2 protein-coding genes are annotated in these 17,445 nt (G+C 67.8%); one reads left to right on the top strand and one right to left on the bottom strand.

Features of this window, described 5'->3' with window-relative positions; translation table 11 throughout:
- Positions 1-72: 72 nt before the first annotated feature.
- Positions 73-16,047 carry an Ig-like domain-containing protein gene (locus tag KBY81_RS13610; protein WP_254976768.1) on the top strand — a complete coding sequence of 5,325 codons (15,975 nt, stop codon included), beginning with the start codon at positions 73-75 and terminating at the stop codon, positions 16,045-16,047.
- A gap of 47 nt (positions 16,048-16,094) precedes the next feature.
- Here KBY81_RS13610 and KBY81_RS13605 read toward each other — a convergent pair.
- Positions 16,095-17,445 (bottom strand): bifunctional aldolase/short-chain dehydrogenase (locus tag KBY81_RS13605; RefSeq protein WP_254976767.1); only part of this gene is annotated, 1,351 nt, incomplete at its 5' end.

Raw genomic sequence — 17,445 nt, 5'->3', positions numbered from 1 at the left:
GCGGAAGGCTCCAACACCTTCACCGCCACCGCCACCGACGCTGCCGGCAACGTCAGCAGTTCAGGCACCCTCGTGGTGCTGCGCGATGCCACACCGCCGCCCGCGCCGCTCCTCTCCTTGGCTCCCGCCTCCGACACCGGCCTCAAGGGAGACAACATCACCCGAAACGCCACCGCCACCATCGTCGTGGCGGCCCAGAACGCCAGCACCGTCTCCCTCGGCGGTCAGAGCAAGGCGGTCGTCAACGGCAAAGCGTCCTTCCAGGTCACCCTCAGCGAGGGTCTCAACATCCTCTCGGCCATCGCCAGCGACACGGCAGGAAACGCCAGTCCGGCCGGCACCCTGGAGGTGTTCCGGGATGTGACCCCTCCCGCCGTCCCGGTGCTGACGCTGGATCCGGCCTCCGACAGCGGCCTACAAGGCGACAACCGCACCAATGCCGCCAGCGTCACCATCCTGGTGAGCGCCGAGGAAGGAAGCACCGTTTCCCTGGGCGGACAGACCAGGAAAGTCGGTGGCGGCGGCAGCGTGGCCTTCACCGTTGCCCTCAAGCGCGGCACCAACACCCTTTCCGCCACCGCCACCGACGCCGCCGGCCTTGTCAGTGGCGCCGGCTCGCTGGTGGTGGTGCGCGATGGCTCCCCACCAGCCACACCGGTGCTCTCCCTCGACCCCGCCTCCGACAGCGGCACCCGGGGCGACAACCGCACCAACGCCGCCAGTGCCACCCTCCTCGTGGCCGCCGAGAACGGCAGCACCGTCTCCCTCGGCAACCAGAGCCAGGTGGCCTCCGCTGGACGTGCCTCCTTCCAGGTGACCCTTGCGGAAGGCTCCAACACCTTCACCGCCACCGCCACCGACGCTGCCGGCAACGTCAGCAGTTCAGGCACCCTCGTGGTGCTGCGCGATGCCACACCGCCGCCCGCGCCGCTCCTCTCCTTGGCTCCCGGCAGCGGGGGCAGCACCGCGCTGGTGGTGAGCGCCGAGAACGGCAGCACCGTCCGCCTCAATGACGGCCGCAGCCAGGTGGTGGCCAACGGCACGGCTCGCTTCCCGGTGGTTCTGCTGCAGGGGGGAAACACCTTCAGCGCCACCTCCACCGATGCGGCCGGCAACCAAAGTGCCGCCGGGATTCTGGTGGTGGGCGTGGACGGCAACGCTCCACTGCCGCCCGTACTGAACCTGGCGCCAGCCTCCGACACCGGGGTGGCGGGAGACAACCTCACCAGGCTGCGCACGGTCACGGTCCAGGTGAACGCCGAGAGCGGCAGCACGGTCTCGCTGGCAGGCCAGAGCCAGGTGGCCATCGGCGGCAGCGCCAGCTTCCAGGTGGTCCTCACCCCTGGCTCCAACGTCCTCGTGGCCACGGCACGCGATCAGGCCGGCAACGTCAGCGCCCAGGGAAGCCTGGTGGTGGAAGTGGACGAGGATCCGCCCGCCGCACCCCTGGTGTCCCTCGACCCCGCCTCCGACAGCGGCGAGGCGAACGATGACGGCATCACCAACAAGGGCCGCGTCAGCATCAGCGTCACCGCTGAGGCCGGTACCACCGTCAGCCTGGGTGGCCAGACAAAGGAATCCACCGGCTCGCCGCTCACGTTCCAGGTTGACCTGACCAGCGAAGGCAACAACAGCTTCACTGCCACCGCCGAAGACAAGGCGGGCAACACCGGCAGCGGTTCGCTCGTGGTGGTGCGGGACACCGAAAAGCCTGCGGCGCCCTCGCTCAGCCTGGATCCGAATTTCGATACCGGCAGCAGGAACGACGACAAGATCACCAAGGAAGCCAGCGTCCAGGTGCTGGTGAGGGCCGAAGCGGGCAGCACCGTCACCCTCGGGACCGACCAGCAGAAGGCGGGGGCCGATGGCAGCGCCGTGTTCACCGTCAACCTCAGTGACGGCACCAACACCCTCTCCGCCACCGCCACCGACGTGGCCGGCAATCAGAGCGATGCCGGCAGCCTGGAGCTGACGCTCGACGCCAACCGTCCGGCCAAACCCGTTCTCGACCTCGCCAAAGCCTCCGACAGCGGCGAAAAAGACGACGACGACATCACCAACAAGACCTCGGTGACGATCGAAGTGGAGGCCGAACCGGACAGCACCGTCACCCTGGGGACGGACGAGAAAACGGTGGGGGCCAGCGGCAAGGTGGTGTTCACCGTGGCCTTGCAGGAAGGGAAGAACACTCTTTCGGCGAAAACCAAGGACGTGGCTGGCAACGAAAGCGAAGCCGGCACCCTGGAGATCACGCTCGACACCGAGCAGCCCAACGCACCGACGCTGACCCTGGATCCGGCCTCCGACAGCGGCACCAAGGGGGACAAGCTCACCAACAAGACGAGTGTCACTGTGGAGGTGGCGGCGGAGAAGGACGCCACCGTCAAGCTGGGAACCCAATCGGCTCAGGCCGGCGCCGATGGCAAGGCACGGTTCACCGTGAATCTGACCGAGGGGACAAACAATCTCTCGGCCAAGGTCACCGATGGTGCCGGCAATGAAAGCGACGCCGGCACCCTTGCTCTCAAGCTGGACACCCAGAAGCCGGATGCCCCGGTTCTGACACTGGATCCGAGTTCCGACAGCGATCCCAAAGGGGACAACATCACCAAGGTGGCCACCGCCACAATTGTGGTGACCGCCGAATCCGACAGCACCATCAAGCTGGCCGGGCAGAGCCAGAAGGTCGTGGCCGGAAGGGCCATCTTTCAGGTGCCGCTGACGGTAGGCGTCAACAACCTTTCGGCCACCGCCACCGATGAGGCCGGGAATGAGAGCACGGCCGGCTCGCTGGTGGTGACGCGAGAGGAGCAGGCAGTGGCCGGTGGGGTGACGGATGCGGAATACGCCCTGATGACAGGCTATGCCCACCGTTTTGCACGTAACAACCAAAATAACCTGCCAAGCCTTGAGGCCATGGGTTTCGAGGTATATGCACAACTAAGTTATCGAGGCACTTCCAACGGCTTCGAGGGTTTCACCCTGAAACGCGGCAATGACATCGTCGTCGCATTTGCAGGCACGGATGAAGATGTCGATTTCGTACAGGACTTCAACCAGTACTTCGGGAAAGTAGATCAGATCGCAGGCGCAACCGAGCTTTATATCAACACACTGCTGCAAATCGAAATTGATAAGGCAAAGGATCCGAGCTTCAATCCAAATATAACATTTACCGGGCATTCTCTTGGCGGAGGGCTTGCATCCGTCATGGGAATCCTTTTTGACCACCCAGCCATCGCCTTCGACTCGGCTCCCTTCCGCTTCATCACCTTCAGCCCTGATTCTGTCGACAGCATCGTTGCTTACGCAGAAGCATACATACAGGGGAAAGGCTCCGGATTGACATTGCCTAAGTTGACAGAATACGCGTCAGAACTCCACGGCATGCTGATCAGGGAAAACTTGAATCTTGAAGTTCTCCCAACGCAAGCTGAGCTACAAGGACTGCTTGGAATGCCTGAATCCTGGGGAGCCATCTTTTCTCTGATTCCCAAGTTTTTCAATAGCGGAATCATTCTCAGTGGTGGAATTCCTGCCAATTGGATGACCGCTGCTGGCCTTGTGGCCAGCAACCCTGATCTTGCCACTAGATTCGAAAATGTCAGAGGCTATAACAAACCCGGTGAATTTCTCTCCCTCGATCCCTTTGTACCCATGCGGATCAACAGGGAGAAAATGGTCGGAATCGACATGGGACACGTGGGTGGTCCCTGGTGGTTTGGCGATTACTGGCGCGACGAGAACACAGGCTTTGCCAGCTGGGACCTCCACACAGGAACGTTATGGAATGCCTATTTTGCCGATGCACGGATCACAGGAATAGCCCGCAGACTCTGGCAATTCATCCCTGAGGTTTTCAACAGCAAGGTTGAGGAGAAGGGTTACGACGACCCTAAGACTTCGTTTCTCGAACATGTCACATATGCACCAGTATCAGTCGGCGGAGTGACCACTTGGGGACATCTGCTAGCGCCATTCCTCAGCGAGATCGACAAAATCAAGACTGACGTGCCCTACACGGAGCAAGAGGTACCCGAAAACTACATTCCTGGCGAACTGACTGTAACCAATCCAAAAACAGGAAGCGTCGAGAACCTCAACAAAGAATTCGAAAAGAACGCTCTTCCCATCATCCAAGGCCTGATCCAACTCGCTATTAATTACTACAGGACATTTGACCGACTCGCCAGCGACTTCCCCACGCTTCTCAGCGCCGGGCGTGGATCCATCACCATCAACAAGACACGACTCGTTGACAGACTTGCGCCAGCAGAATCCGAAGGCTACAACTCACTGAAAGCATACGTTGCCTACAGAATCAAGACTGAAATCCAGGATTTTGGCTCGGAGGAGATAACGATTTCCCTGTTTGAAAATGCTGGATCCTGGGCCCTTGCCACGCGAACACCTGCCGTCGTGGAGATCACAGGCTCTGATCCTGCCAACGGCTTTCTGCTTGGCAGTTACGGCCGAGACATCATGAAAGGCGCCGATGGCGACGATGTCTTCCTCGCCGATGAAGGCGACGACAAGGTCGATGCCAGAGGCAAAGGGAAAGACCTGGTGTACGGCGGCGCCGGCGACGACATCCTCTACGCCGACTCGGAAGACCATGTCTACGGCGGTTCGGGTGTTGATCGCTACATCGTGACCGGCAAGACGGAGATCCAGGACTTCGATGGCGAAGGATCGGTCGAATTTGACGGCAAGAAACTCAGCCGCGGCTACAAAGATGGCACCTCCGTCTACTACACCGACAACGGCCAGGGCATCAAATACCTGTGGCTCGGTGATCGTCTCGAAGTGATCCGCAACGGCAGCGACGAACACCTCATCATCAAGAAGTGGAAGAACGGCGATCTCGGCATCACCCTCACAGATGACGAAGCCGACCCCAACAAACCGCCCAAGACCAAACAGGTTCCCGCCCGAACGGATCCCCTGGTTCTGGATCTTGACGGCGACGGCATCGAAACCATCGGCCCCGATGACCCGGCCAACACCGTCTACTTCGACCAGAAGGGCAACGGCGTCTCGCTTCGCACCGGCTGGGTGTTACCCGACGACGGCTTCCTCGCCCTGGATCGCAACGGCAACGGCAGGATCGACTCAGGCCAGGAGCTGTTCGGCGATTCCACTCCACTGTCCTTCGGGGGAACCGCCATCGATGGCTTCGATGCCCTCAACCAGGAGGACACCAACCGCGATGGCTGGGTCGATGCCCGCGACGCACGCTTCGGCGACCTGCGGATCTGGCGCGACCTGAACCAGAACGGCGTTTCCGAGGCGAACGAACTCGCCAGCCTGAGCGAGCTGGGTATCGCCGCCCTGCGGGTCACCAACACGGGCAACCGCCAGGCGCTCGCCAACGGTAACCAGGTGGCCGATCTCGGCACCTTCCTCTACGCCGATGGCCGCAGCGGCAGCTCGGCGGTGGTGGGCAGCACGGCCGACATCGACCTGGGCGTGGATCTCTCCAACCAGCAACTGCCGCCGGTGCCGATCGATCCGTCCGTGGCCGATCTGCCCACCCTGCAGGGCAGCGGCCGGGTCCGGGATCTGCACAGCGCCGCGTCCCTCTCCAGCGAACTGGCCACCCAGCTGGCCGCCTTCGGCAGCCTCGACCGCGCCGGCCAGCAGAACGCCATCGATGCCCTGCTCCACGCCTGGGCCCGCAGTTCCGACATGACCCCCCTGCGGGAACGGGGGGCGGCCCAGGGGTTTGCCGTGGTCTACGACCAGTTCGAGCGGCCCGGGCACTACTACTACGCCCGCCCCGGCGACCGGCCCTATCAGAGCTGGCAGGAAGGCAGCTCCGTCTTCACCGGTCAGCAGGGCTGGGTGCGGGGTGCCTTCGATCCCATCACCTGGGAGGCGTACGTCGACTACTTCGAATCACGCCTGTTCGTGATCGAGGCCATGAGCGGCGACTACTTCCACGTGCTCCCTGGTGAGGTATGGCCCACCGCTTCGCTGGAGGGCTCGCTGCGGCTCGATGCCAGCAGCGTCACCCCCACCGTTCACATCGTCTGGCGCGCCTCCCACCTCGGCCATGCCCTCCAGGGCCGCTATGAAGCCCTGCGCCAGCAGGTCTACGAGGAACTGGTGGCCCAGACACGCCTGGCGTCGGTGCTGGCGCCCCTGCAGGGGGAATCGGTGGATCAGGCCGGGGCCTTCTCCCAGATCGAATCCAGCCTGCGCAGCCGGGCCGCCATCGATCCGATCACCGCCATCGGGGATCTCATCGACCTGAACGCCTTCATCGCCCGCCGGTACGGCATCGACCGGCGCTGGCACGGGGCCGAACTGCTGGCCGACCTGGTGGCCGCCGCCGATCGCACCCCGGAGCTGATCGATCTGCTGCTCTCCTCCTCGGTGTACACCAGCGATGCCGGGGAGCCCAGGCTTTACGCCGGCTACAGCGCCGGCGGCTACACCCTGCTGCCCACTGATAACCGGCGAGCCCTGGTGGGCCAGAGCGCCGACGACAGCTTCGTGGGGACGGGCAGCGCCGACAACTTGTCCGGCCAGGACGGGAACGACCTGCTGCTGGGCCGGGGGGGCAACGACGTGCTGCGCGGCGACGGCGGCGACGACGTGCTGGAGGGCGGCAGCGGTGACGACCTGCTGCTGGGCGGCGCCGGCAACGACCTCTACCGCTTCTCACGCGGCGACGGCAGCGACACCATCGGCGACGGCGAGGGCAGCAACACCCTGCTGCTGGGACCGGGCATCAGCGCCGCCGACCTGGATTTCGAGCGCGACGGCACCGCCCTGATCGTGCGCCTGAGCCATGGCGCCGACCAGATCCGCGTGGCCGGGGCCTTCGGTGCCGACGGCTCCCTCCAGGCCGGCCTTGACGCCATCGAGTTCGCCGACGGCAGCCTGCTGGACTCCCTGGCCATCGCCGAGCGGCTGACCGCCGCTGACGGCCGCAGTGAGGCGATCAGCGGCACCCCCGGCGACGACGTCATCGATGCCGGCCTCGGCGACGACACCGTGCTGGGACTCGCCGGTGAGGACCAGATCAACGGCGGCGAGGGACGGGACGTCCTCGATGGCGGCAGCGGCGACGACACGCTGGCCGGCGGCGACGAGGGTGACCAGCTGCGCGGTGGCCTGGGCTACGACAGCCTGCTCGGCGGCGGCGGCCACGACAGCCTCGACGGCGGGGCCGGCGATGACCTGCTCGCCGGCGGCGCCGGCCGCGACACGCTCACCGGCGGCGCCGGCTACGACACCTACCGCTTCGAACTGGGGGATGGCATCGACGTCATCACCGATGCCGGCAGCTCGGGCTTCGAAGAGAGCCTCCAGTTCGGTGCCGGCATCCTGGCCGCCGACCTGCGGGCTGCCCGCGACGGTGATGCCCTGGTGCTGCAAGTGGGCGCCAGCGACGATCGACTGGTGCTGCAGGGCTGGTTCGCCGCCGATGCCGTGCCCCTCGCCCGCTTCCGCTTCGCCGATGGCACCGAGCTGACGGCCGATCAGGTGCGGGCCCGCCTGAGCGCCCCCTTCACGCCGGCCTCCACACGGGTGACTGGCACCCCCGACGATGACGAACGGCTTGAGGGGGGCCCCGACGGCGATCTCCTGGGCGGTGGCCTCGGCCGCGACACGCTGCTGGGCGGCGAAGGCGACGACACCCTCATCGGCGGGCCCGGGCGCGATCTCCTCGAGGGCGGCGCCGGCTCAGACCTCTACGACTTCGCCCGTGGCGATGGCAGCGACACGATCAGCAATGGCGACGGCTCCGTCACGATCGACCGCCTGCGCTTCGGTGCCGGCATCGCCCCGGAGGCGGTGATCGTCAGGCGCGAGGGCGACGACCTGCTGCTCCTGGTGGCGGCGGCAGGCCAGCCTGGAACGGCGGAGAGCAGCGGCGATCAATTGCGGGTGCTCGCCCACTTCGCCAGCGGCGGCGGCGGCCTCGATGGGGTGCTGTTCTCCGGCGGCGAGAGCTGGGACACCGCTGAGCTCCTGCGCCGCACCCAGCTAGCCACCCCCGGGCACGACCGGCTGCAGCTCGCTTCCACGGCCGACACGGTGGAAGGGGGGGCCGGCAGCGACACGATCGATGGGGGCGCCGGTGACGATCGGCTCTCGGGCGGCAGCTCGGCCGACAACCTCAGCGGCGACCAAGGCGATGACACCCTGATCGGCGGCAGTGAAGCCGACCGGCTCGACGGCGGCACGGAGGACGACCGGCTGGAGGGGGGCGACGACGACGACACCCTGATCGGTGGCACCGGCAACGACACGTTGCTCGGCCAGGCGGGTAACGACGACCTCCAGGGTGGCGAAGGCGACGACAGCGTCCTCTCCGGCGGCGGCAGCGACCGCGTCACGCTCGGCGCCGGGGCCGACACCCTGGTGGTGGACCTGCGCGACCAGTGGCTCAGGCTTGATGCCAGCGATCCGGACCAGCGGGAGACCGACGTGCTGCGCTTCGGGCCCGGCATCGCCTCGGCCGCCGTGCGCATCGACCGCAGCGGCAACGACCTCGTGCTGAGCGTTACCAGGGGGCCCGTGGTCACCGTGCTGGATCACTTCAGGGGCAGCGGCGACAGCGCCAGCACCCTGGAGCGGATCGCGTTCAGCGACGAACCGGGCACGGTCTGGACCGCCGCCGACGTGCGGGCCGCCATTCTCACCGCCACCTCCGGCAACGACAACCTGCACGGCTTCGATCCGGGGGAACGCATCGATGGACTCGCCGGCAACGACTTCATCGATGGCCATGGCGGCGATGACACCCTCATCGGCAACGGCGGCAACGACCAGCTCACCGGCGGCGACGGCGCCGACTCCTATCTCTTCAGCGGCAGCTGGGGGCAGGACCTGATCGACAACGGTGACAGCGTGGCGGGCCGGGACCGGATCCTGTTCGCCGCCGATGTCGACCCCGCCGACGTGGTGGTGCGCCGTTCCGGCGACGATCTGCTGCTGCTGCGGGGCCCCGACAGCCTGCGGGTGATGGGCCACTTCCGGGCCGAAGCCAGCACCGCGGCGGCCATCAGCAGCGTGGCGTTCGGCGATGCCGCCGGCACCGTCTGGGATCTGGCCACCCTGCGGCAGCAGGCCCTGCTCGGCACCCTGGGCGCCGATGCGATCACCGGCCATGCCGGTGACGACACCATCGAGGCTGGCGGCGGCAACGACCGGCTCCGGGCCGGCCCCGGCAACGACACCTACCGGTTCGGACCGGGCTTCGGCAGCGACCGCATCGAGAACGAGGATCCGGCCGCGGGCCGGATCGACACGATCCTTTTCGCCGCCGGCATCACCCCGGCCCAGGTGCGGGCCAGCCGTCGCGGCAACACGCTCTACCTGAGTGTCGGCAGCGACAGCCTCCAGGTGGACAACTTCTTCCTCGACGGCGCCGAGGGGTTCTGGCGGATTGATCGGGTGGCCTTCGAAGCCGAACCGGGCACCGTGTGGAGCTACCCGGAGATCGTGGCGCGGTCCGCAGGGGCCACGGCCGCCGCCGACGTGCTCACCGGCACGCAGGAGGCGGAAGCCCTCGCCGGGCTGGCAGGGGATGACACCCTGCTGGGCCTGGCCGGCAACGACACCCTCGCCGGCGATGCCGACAACGACCAGCTGCAGGGGGGCAACGGCGACGACACCCTGCTGGGCGGGGATGGCCATGATCTCCTCTACGGAGAGGCCGGCGCCGACCGGCTCGACGGAGGTCCCGGGGATGACGTGCTCGACGGTGGCGCCGGGCGAGACACGATCGTGTTCGGGCCCGGCTCGGGCAACGACACGATCTATGCGGCGTCGGAGAGCGATGTCGTCGACATGGGCAGCCTCAACCGCGCCCAGGTGCAGGTGCGGCGCTCCGGCAACGATCTCCAGCTGATCATCACCGCGAGCAGTGAAACCCTGACGGTCCTTGGCCAGTTCAGCGCTGCCCCGCGGGTCGATGAGATCCGCTTCGCCGACGCCGTTCTCGATGCCGCCGCCATCGCCGCCGCCCTGCGGAGTGCCTCCGGGGGAGACGACGCCCTCTTCGGTGGCCCGGGGGCCGACGACCTCGATGGCCTGGGCGGCAACGACAGCATCGACGGCCAGGGGGGCAACGACACCCTGCGGGGCGGCCCCGGCAACGACCTGCTGACCGGCGGCAGCGGTGACGACAGCTTCCGGTTCCTGGCCGGTGACGGCAACGACCTGATCGATGCCTACGACACGGGTGCCGGCAAACGCGACGTGATCGAACTGGGCGCCGGCATCACCCCGGACGCTGTGGCGGTGAGCCGCCTGAGCGGCCTGGGCTTCGACGATCTGCTGTTGACGCTGCCCGGCGGCGACAGCCTGCGGGTGCGCAACTTCTTCGTGGGCGATGGAGAGGGTCCGGCGGGTGTGCTGCAGGTGCGCTTCGCCGATGGCAGCATCTGGACGCCGGCCCTGCTGCGCGCCCGGGTGCTGGTCGGCAGCGCCGGCGTTGACGATCTGCGGGGCTTCAGCGGCGACGATGACCTGCGCGGTGGCGGCGGCGACGACACCCTCGCCGGCGGCACCGGCAGCGACACCTACCGCTACGAACGGGGCGACGGCGATGACACCATCAACAACGGGGACGACAGCCCCGGCCGGGTCGATGTGCTGGCCTTCGGGGCCGGCATCAGCCGCGGTGATCTGTCCCTGCGCCGTGTCGTCAGCAATGAGCTGGGCTTCCGCGGCACCCGCCTCGCCGATGACCTGCTGATCACCATCAGCGGCGGCGGCAGCGTGCGCGTCCACCACTTCTTCAGCGGCGATGGCCTGGGGGGCTGGCAGCTGGATCGGATCACCTTCGCCGATGGCAGCACGGCCCTCGACACGGCGGCGATGCTGGCCGCCGTACGGCAGGGCACCCCCGGCGATGACATTCTCCTGGGCACCGCCGCTGCGGACACCCTCGAAGGACTGGCCGGCAACGACACCCTCGACGGGGCCGCCGGCAATGACACCTACCGGTTTGCGCCGGGGTGGGGCCAGGATCTGATCCTGCAGAACGACCCCTCCACCACCAAGGTGGACACGGCGATCTTCGTGGGGATCACACGGGCGGAGGTGAGCTTCCGCCGCGACGCCACCGATCTGTTCGTGACCCTGATCGCCACCGGCGACAGCCTGCGGGTGGTCAACTTCTTCCTCGTCGACGACCAGAACGCCCGCCAGATCGACCGGTTCGAGTTCAGCGACCAGACGCTGACCCCCAGCCAGATCCGTGAGCTGCTGTTCGCCCCTACCGGCGGCAACGACCTGCTCTACGGCACGGCCAACTCCGAGACCATCGACGCCCTGGCCGGCAACGACACGGTGCTCGCTGCCGGCGGCAACGACCTCGTGCTGGGCCAGCAGGGCAACGACAGCCTGCAGGGCGGCGACGGGGCCGACACCCTTGACGGCGGCATCGACAACGACACGCTCATCGGCGGCGAGGGGAATGACAGCTTCCGCTTCGGCAATGGCCGCGGCGCCGATCTGGCGATCTCCAGTTCCAACCAGCCGGGCCTCGATCGCGTGCTGATCGATGCCGGGCTCACGGAGGCCCAGATCACCCTGCTGCGCACGGGCAACGACGTGCTCCTGTTCGCTCCCGATGGCAGCAGCCTGCGGCTGGCGGGCTTCCTGGCCCCAGGCCAGGTGGGGCGCCTGGGCAGCGTGGAGTTCGCCGGCGGCCCGGTCTGGAACACCGAGGAGATCCTCACCCGGGCCAGCCAGGGCAGCCCCGGGCCGGACAATTTCCTTGGCGACGACGGCGACAACGTCTTCTCCCTGCTGGGCGGCAATGACATCGCCTATGGAGGCAAGGGCAATGACAGCCTCGATGGCGGCGCCGACCAGGACGACCTCTTCGGCCAGGAGGGCAACGACACCCTCGATGGCGGCGTCGGTGACGGCGCCAGCGACGACCTCAGCGGCGGAGCGGGTGATGACACCTACCGCTTCGGGGCCGGCGACGGTGACGACGAGGTGAGGGAAAGCCTGAACGAAGGCAACGACCGCCTCCTGTTCAGGGCCGGCCTCACCCCCGCCGACCTGAGCTTCTCACGCGTCAACGGCGACGACCTGCAGATCCGCACCGCCGTCGGCGATCGCCTGCTGGTGAAGTTCTGGTTCTCCATCCAGGCCCGGGTGGAGCGCTTCGTCTTCGCCGACGGCACCACCTGGCTGGAGAACGACGTGCTGCAACGCCTCGGCGGAGGCACCGAGGGAGATGACCTGCTCACCGGCACCCTCGGCGACGACCTGATCAATGCCCTGGGGGGCCGCGACAGCGCCTTCGGACGGGCCGGTAACGACACCATCGATGGTGGCCCCGGCGGCGACGTCCAGCTGGATGGTGAGGAGGGCAACGACCTGGTCCGCGGCGGTGACGACCGCGACTACGTGGTGGGGGGAGCCGGCAACGACACCCTGTTCGGCGACGCCGGCGACGACGTCCTCCAGGCCGGCCAGGGCAACAGTGTCTCTCCGCTGGCCGGCAACGACAGCGACGTGCTCGACGGTGGCACCGGCAACGACGAACTGCGCGGCTATGGCTTCGGCGCCAACCCGCAGACCGGCGACACCCTCTACCGATTCGGCTCCGACTGGGGACTGGACACCATCAGCGAAACGGGGACCGCGGGGAGCACCGACACGATCGAGTTCTACGGCGGCACCACCCCGGCCGATCTGGTGCTGCGCTACGGCTACAGCGCCCAGTTCGATGCCAGCAGAGCCCTCACGATCAGCGACGGCACCAACCGGGTGACGGTCTTCAACCAGAGCGCGGGCCCGGTCAATGCGATCGAGCGCATCCGTTTTCTCGCGGCCGATGGCAGCGTGATCGACACCTGGGACGCTGCCCGCATCGCCAGCGAGGCACTGCTGGCCACCGGCGGCAACGACGCCATCGGCGGCACCACGGCCAATGAGTCACTGGTGGGCGGCGGCGGCAACGACACCCTGGTGGGCCTGGGGGGCAACGACAGCTTCGACGGCGGCACCGGGGACGACCTGCTGGTGGGAACCGGCGGCGCCGACACCTATGTGATCCGGGCCGGCTTCGGGCGTGACACGATCCGCGATCGCTTCGTGTCCGGGCAGCTCGCCAACACCCTCCGCTTCGAGGGCCTTGCCTCCAGCGCCTTCCGCTTCAACGTCCTGGGCAACCATCTGCAGGTCACGGATCGGACTGACCCCTCCAACCAGCTGACGGTGGAGAACTTCTTCGGCAGCGCAGGCGCAGGCCAACCCTTCACCCTTGAGTTCTCCGATGCCAGCTGGGGCTACGAGCAGGTGGCCGCGAACCTCTCGTCGGGCACCGATGGCGACGACGACATCGTGGGCACCAGCGCAGCCGATGCCCTCGACGGCCTGGGTGGCAACGACCGTCTCCGCGGCCAGAGCGGCAACGACACCCTCCACGGCAACGACGGCAACGACACGCTCGAAGGGAGCACAGGCGCCGATCAGCTGTTCGGGGATGCCGGCGACGACCAGATCTATGCCTCAGGGTCGACGATTCCGTTCGTCGACAACGACAACGACACCCTCGATGGCGGCACCGGCGACGACACCCTCAACGGCGGCGGCGGTGCCGACACCTTCCGGGTCGGGGCCGACGGTGGCTTCGACACGATCGTGATCTCCAGCCTGACCCAGGCCTTCGGCAGCTTCTTCACTGACGGCCCCGCCCACGACGACACCCTGCTGCTCAGTGGTGCCGCCCCGGCCGACGTGACCCTGGTGCGTTACAGCTACGCCGACGTACGGGTCTATGTGGCCGGCGGCCAGACGGTGGAGCTGGACAGTCAGCTCTATGGCACCAGGTACGAACTCGGATTCATCACCTTCGACGACGGCACCGTCTGGAACAGGGCCGAAATCGTGGCCCGCACCTTGCGAGCCACTGACCTGGATGACTGGGTCTATGGCACCGGCGCGGCGGAGGCCTTCGACGGCGGCATCGGTGACGACCGCATCGAGGGCAACACCGGCCTCGACACGCTGCGGGGTGGGGCGGGCAACGATCGCCTCTGGTCGAGCTACGAGAACACCTACAGCCAGGAAGCCGCTGGTCTGTATGGGGACGACGGCAACGACACGCTCGGCGGCGGCCAGCTGGCGGAGGGGGGGGATGGTGACGATGTGATCCTCCAGGCCATCGACCAGCGGGGCGGCACCGGCAATGACTGGCTCACCGGCAACGATGCAGCCACCACCTACCGCTTCTCCCTTGGCGACGGCAGCGACACCTTGCAGGATGACGGCTTCGCCGACAGCAGCCCAGCCGACCGCATCGTGTTCGGAACCGGGGTGGCGCGCAGCGACCTCCGGCTGAGGGCCAGCGGCAGCGACCTGCTGCTGAGCTACAGCGCCGCCGACAGCATCCGCATCCTCGATGCCCTGGCCGGCGGCAACAGGGGCACGGTGATCGAGCGACTGGAATTCGCCGATGGCAGCAGCGTGACCATGGCGGAGCTCCTCGCCGACCTCGGGACGGCCACCGACGATGACGACGTGCTCCTCGGCGCTGAGGGCGATGACAGCATCGACGGCCTGGGCGGCAACGATCTGATCCAGGGGGGCTTCGGCGACGACACCCTGATGGGCGGGGCCGGCAACGACACCCTCTTCGGCGGCGACGACAGTGACCTGCTCACCGGCGGCAGCGGCGATGACCTGCTCGACGGCGGGGCCAGTCATGACACCTACGTCTACGCCCCGGGCGACGGCAGCGACAGCCTGGTCGATGACAGCAACGACACCGATCGGCTGGAGCTGCGGGGCATTGAGGCCAACAGCGTGCAGCTGACCCGCAGCGGTGAGGATCTGGTGGTGCGACTGGTGGGGTCCGTCAGCGACAGGATCCTCGTCAGGGACTGGTTCCTCGGCAACGGCATCGACGAGATCCTGTTCCAGAACGTCCAGGGAGACACCTTCGACGTCTGGGACCGCACCGCCATTGCCGCCAACGTGGTGGATGACCTCGGCAACGGGGCCACCGAAGGCGACGACCTGCTGAACCTGGGCGACGCCAGCGACGGCTTCGATGCCCTGGGCGGCAACGACACCGTGTATGGCAACGGCGGCAACGACACCCTGATCGGCGGTGACGGCACGGACCAGCTGGATGGGGGCGACGACAACGACGTCCTCGACGGCAGCGGCGGCGGCTACGACGACCTCAATGGCGGGGCCGGCAACGACATCCTGATCAGCCTGCAGGGCGATGGCTTCTTCAACGGCAGCAACGGAGCCGACACCTATCGCATCGGCAGCGGCGATGGGTTCCGGTTCCTGATTGATCCCGTGGCCAACGAGCCCGGCGACGTGGTGGAACTCACCGCCGACATCGACCCGGCCAGCATCGGGATACGGGCCGATGGCAACGGGATCCAGCTCTTCTCCAGCACGAACATCAGCTGGGGCGTCACCCTCTGGGGGCTGCTCGATCCCGACATCGGGTTCTCTGCCAGTGGCACCGACGGGCCGATCGAGACCCTGCGCTTCCTGTTCGACAACACCACCCGAAGCGCCACGGATCTTCGTGCCTCCCTGCCGGTTGGCCAGTGGCAGACCGGCGACGGCAGCGACAACACCCTCACCGGCGATACCCAGCGCAACAGCCTCTGGGGCCTCGCCGGCAACGACACCATCACCGGTGGGGGCGACGGCGACTGGATCTACTCCGGCGCCGGCGATGACGACGTGGCCGGCAACGCCGGCGACGACCTGCTCGAGGACCGCAGCGGCGGTGCCGACACCTACCGCTGGCAGCGGGGCGACGGCACCGACTTCCTGGCCGACACCGGCGATGCCGGTGTCGGTGGCCCGATCGATCAGATCGTTCTCGGCGCCGGCATCACGCCGGCGGATGTGAGCTTCAGCCGCAACGGAAACACACTCGAGGTGATTGTTGCCCCCTCCAATCCCGGGGGCAGCGATGGCGGCGGGATCAACATTTTCAGCTGGTACGACGACAACAACGTGGGCGTGATTGAACGGCTCCAGTTCGCCAACGGCACCATCCTGAACGCCACCATCAATGGGTTCCTCTAGCGGCGCCGCGCAGCACCCTTATCGCACCGTCGCGCCGAAAGGCGCGCCTAACGCACCATCGCCGCCACGTTGCCGCCATCGACGGTGAGCACGGCGCCGGTGGTGCGCTCCATCAGCGCCAGGGCCACGAAGGCGTCGGCCACGTCACTGGCGCGCACCTCGGCCCCCAGCAGGTTGCCGGCCATGTAGAGCTCCTCGCTGAGGCCGCGGGCGGCGGAGCGCTCCCTGATCATGGTGTCGTCGAGCAGGCCGGAGCGGATGCGGTCGGCGTTGATGGCGTTCACCCGCACCCCCGCCTCGCCTTCCTCCAGGGCGTACTGGCGCACCAGGGCCAGCAGGGCCGCCTTGCTGATGCCGTAGGCGCCGAAGTTGGGGCCGGGATTCAGCGCCTGCTTGCTGACGTTGAACAGCAGCTGGCCCCCCAGCACTGGGCGGCCGCCGCCCTCGGGGCGGTCCTGGGCGCGGAACAGCGCCAGGGCCGCCTGGGCGACGTTCTGGTGGGCGAAGAAGTTGAGCTCAAAGCTGGCCCGCAGGTCGGCGTCGGCCAGGGTGGCCATCGGGCCGGTCCAGGCGGCACCGGCATTGCTCACCACGATGTCGAGGCCGCCGAAATGGGCCGCCACCGCCGCGACGGCGGCCCGCACCGCCGCCGGGTCGGTGACGTCACAGGCCGCGGCGAGGGCCCGCTTGCCGCAGGCAGCGGCCACCGCCGCCGCAGCCTCCTGGTCCAGATCGAGCACGGCCACCTCGGCCCCGGCGGCGGCGAAGGCCCGGGCGGTGGCGGCACCGATGGCGCCGGCGCCGCCCGTCACCAGCACCACCCGGCGGGCCAGGGGCTTCTCGGCCGCCTTGCCGAGCTTGGCCTGCTCCAGGCTCCAGTACTCCATGGCAAAGGTGTCGGCCTCGCCCACGGGCGCGAAGCGGCCGATGGCCTCGGCCGCCAGCAGGGTCTGGGCCCAGGCCTCGGCGATGTCGGCCACGGTGGCCGCCTCGGCGGCCGACTTGCCGATCCCCACCAGCCCCAGGCCCGGGATCGCCGCCACCCGCGGCAGGGGATCGAGCGCCTTCTTGGCGCCTCCGGCGGCGGCGTTCTGGCGCTGGAAGTAGGCGCGGTACTCGGCCGCGTAGGCCTCCAGGGCCTGCTCCAGCGCCTGGCCCCAGGCGGCCAGGGCCAGGCCGTCGCCGCCGGCCGGAAGCGGCGGCAGCACCAGGGGCCGGGCCTTGGTGCGGATCACGTGGTCGGGGGTGGCGACGCCGCGGGTCGCCCAGTCGGCCAGTCGGGCATCGTCGCTGACGGCGCGGGCCAGGGGCGTGTCGCGCAGCGCCAGGATCCATTGGGGACGGACGCCGGCGGCGACGGCGGCCCGGCCCAGGGCGCCCCGCAGCACCGGCAGCACC

The sequence above is a fragment of the Cyanobium sp. Lug-B genome (assembly GCF_024345635.1).
GTDB lineage: Bacteria > Cyanobacteriota > Cyanobacteriia > PCC-6307 > Cyanobiaceae > Cyanobium > Cyanobium minutissimum.
This window is presented reverse-complemented; position numbering and strand designations above follow the sequence as displayed.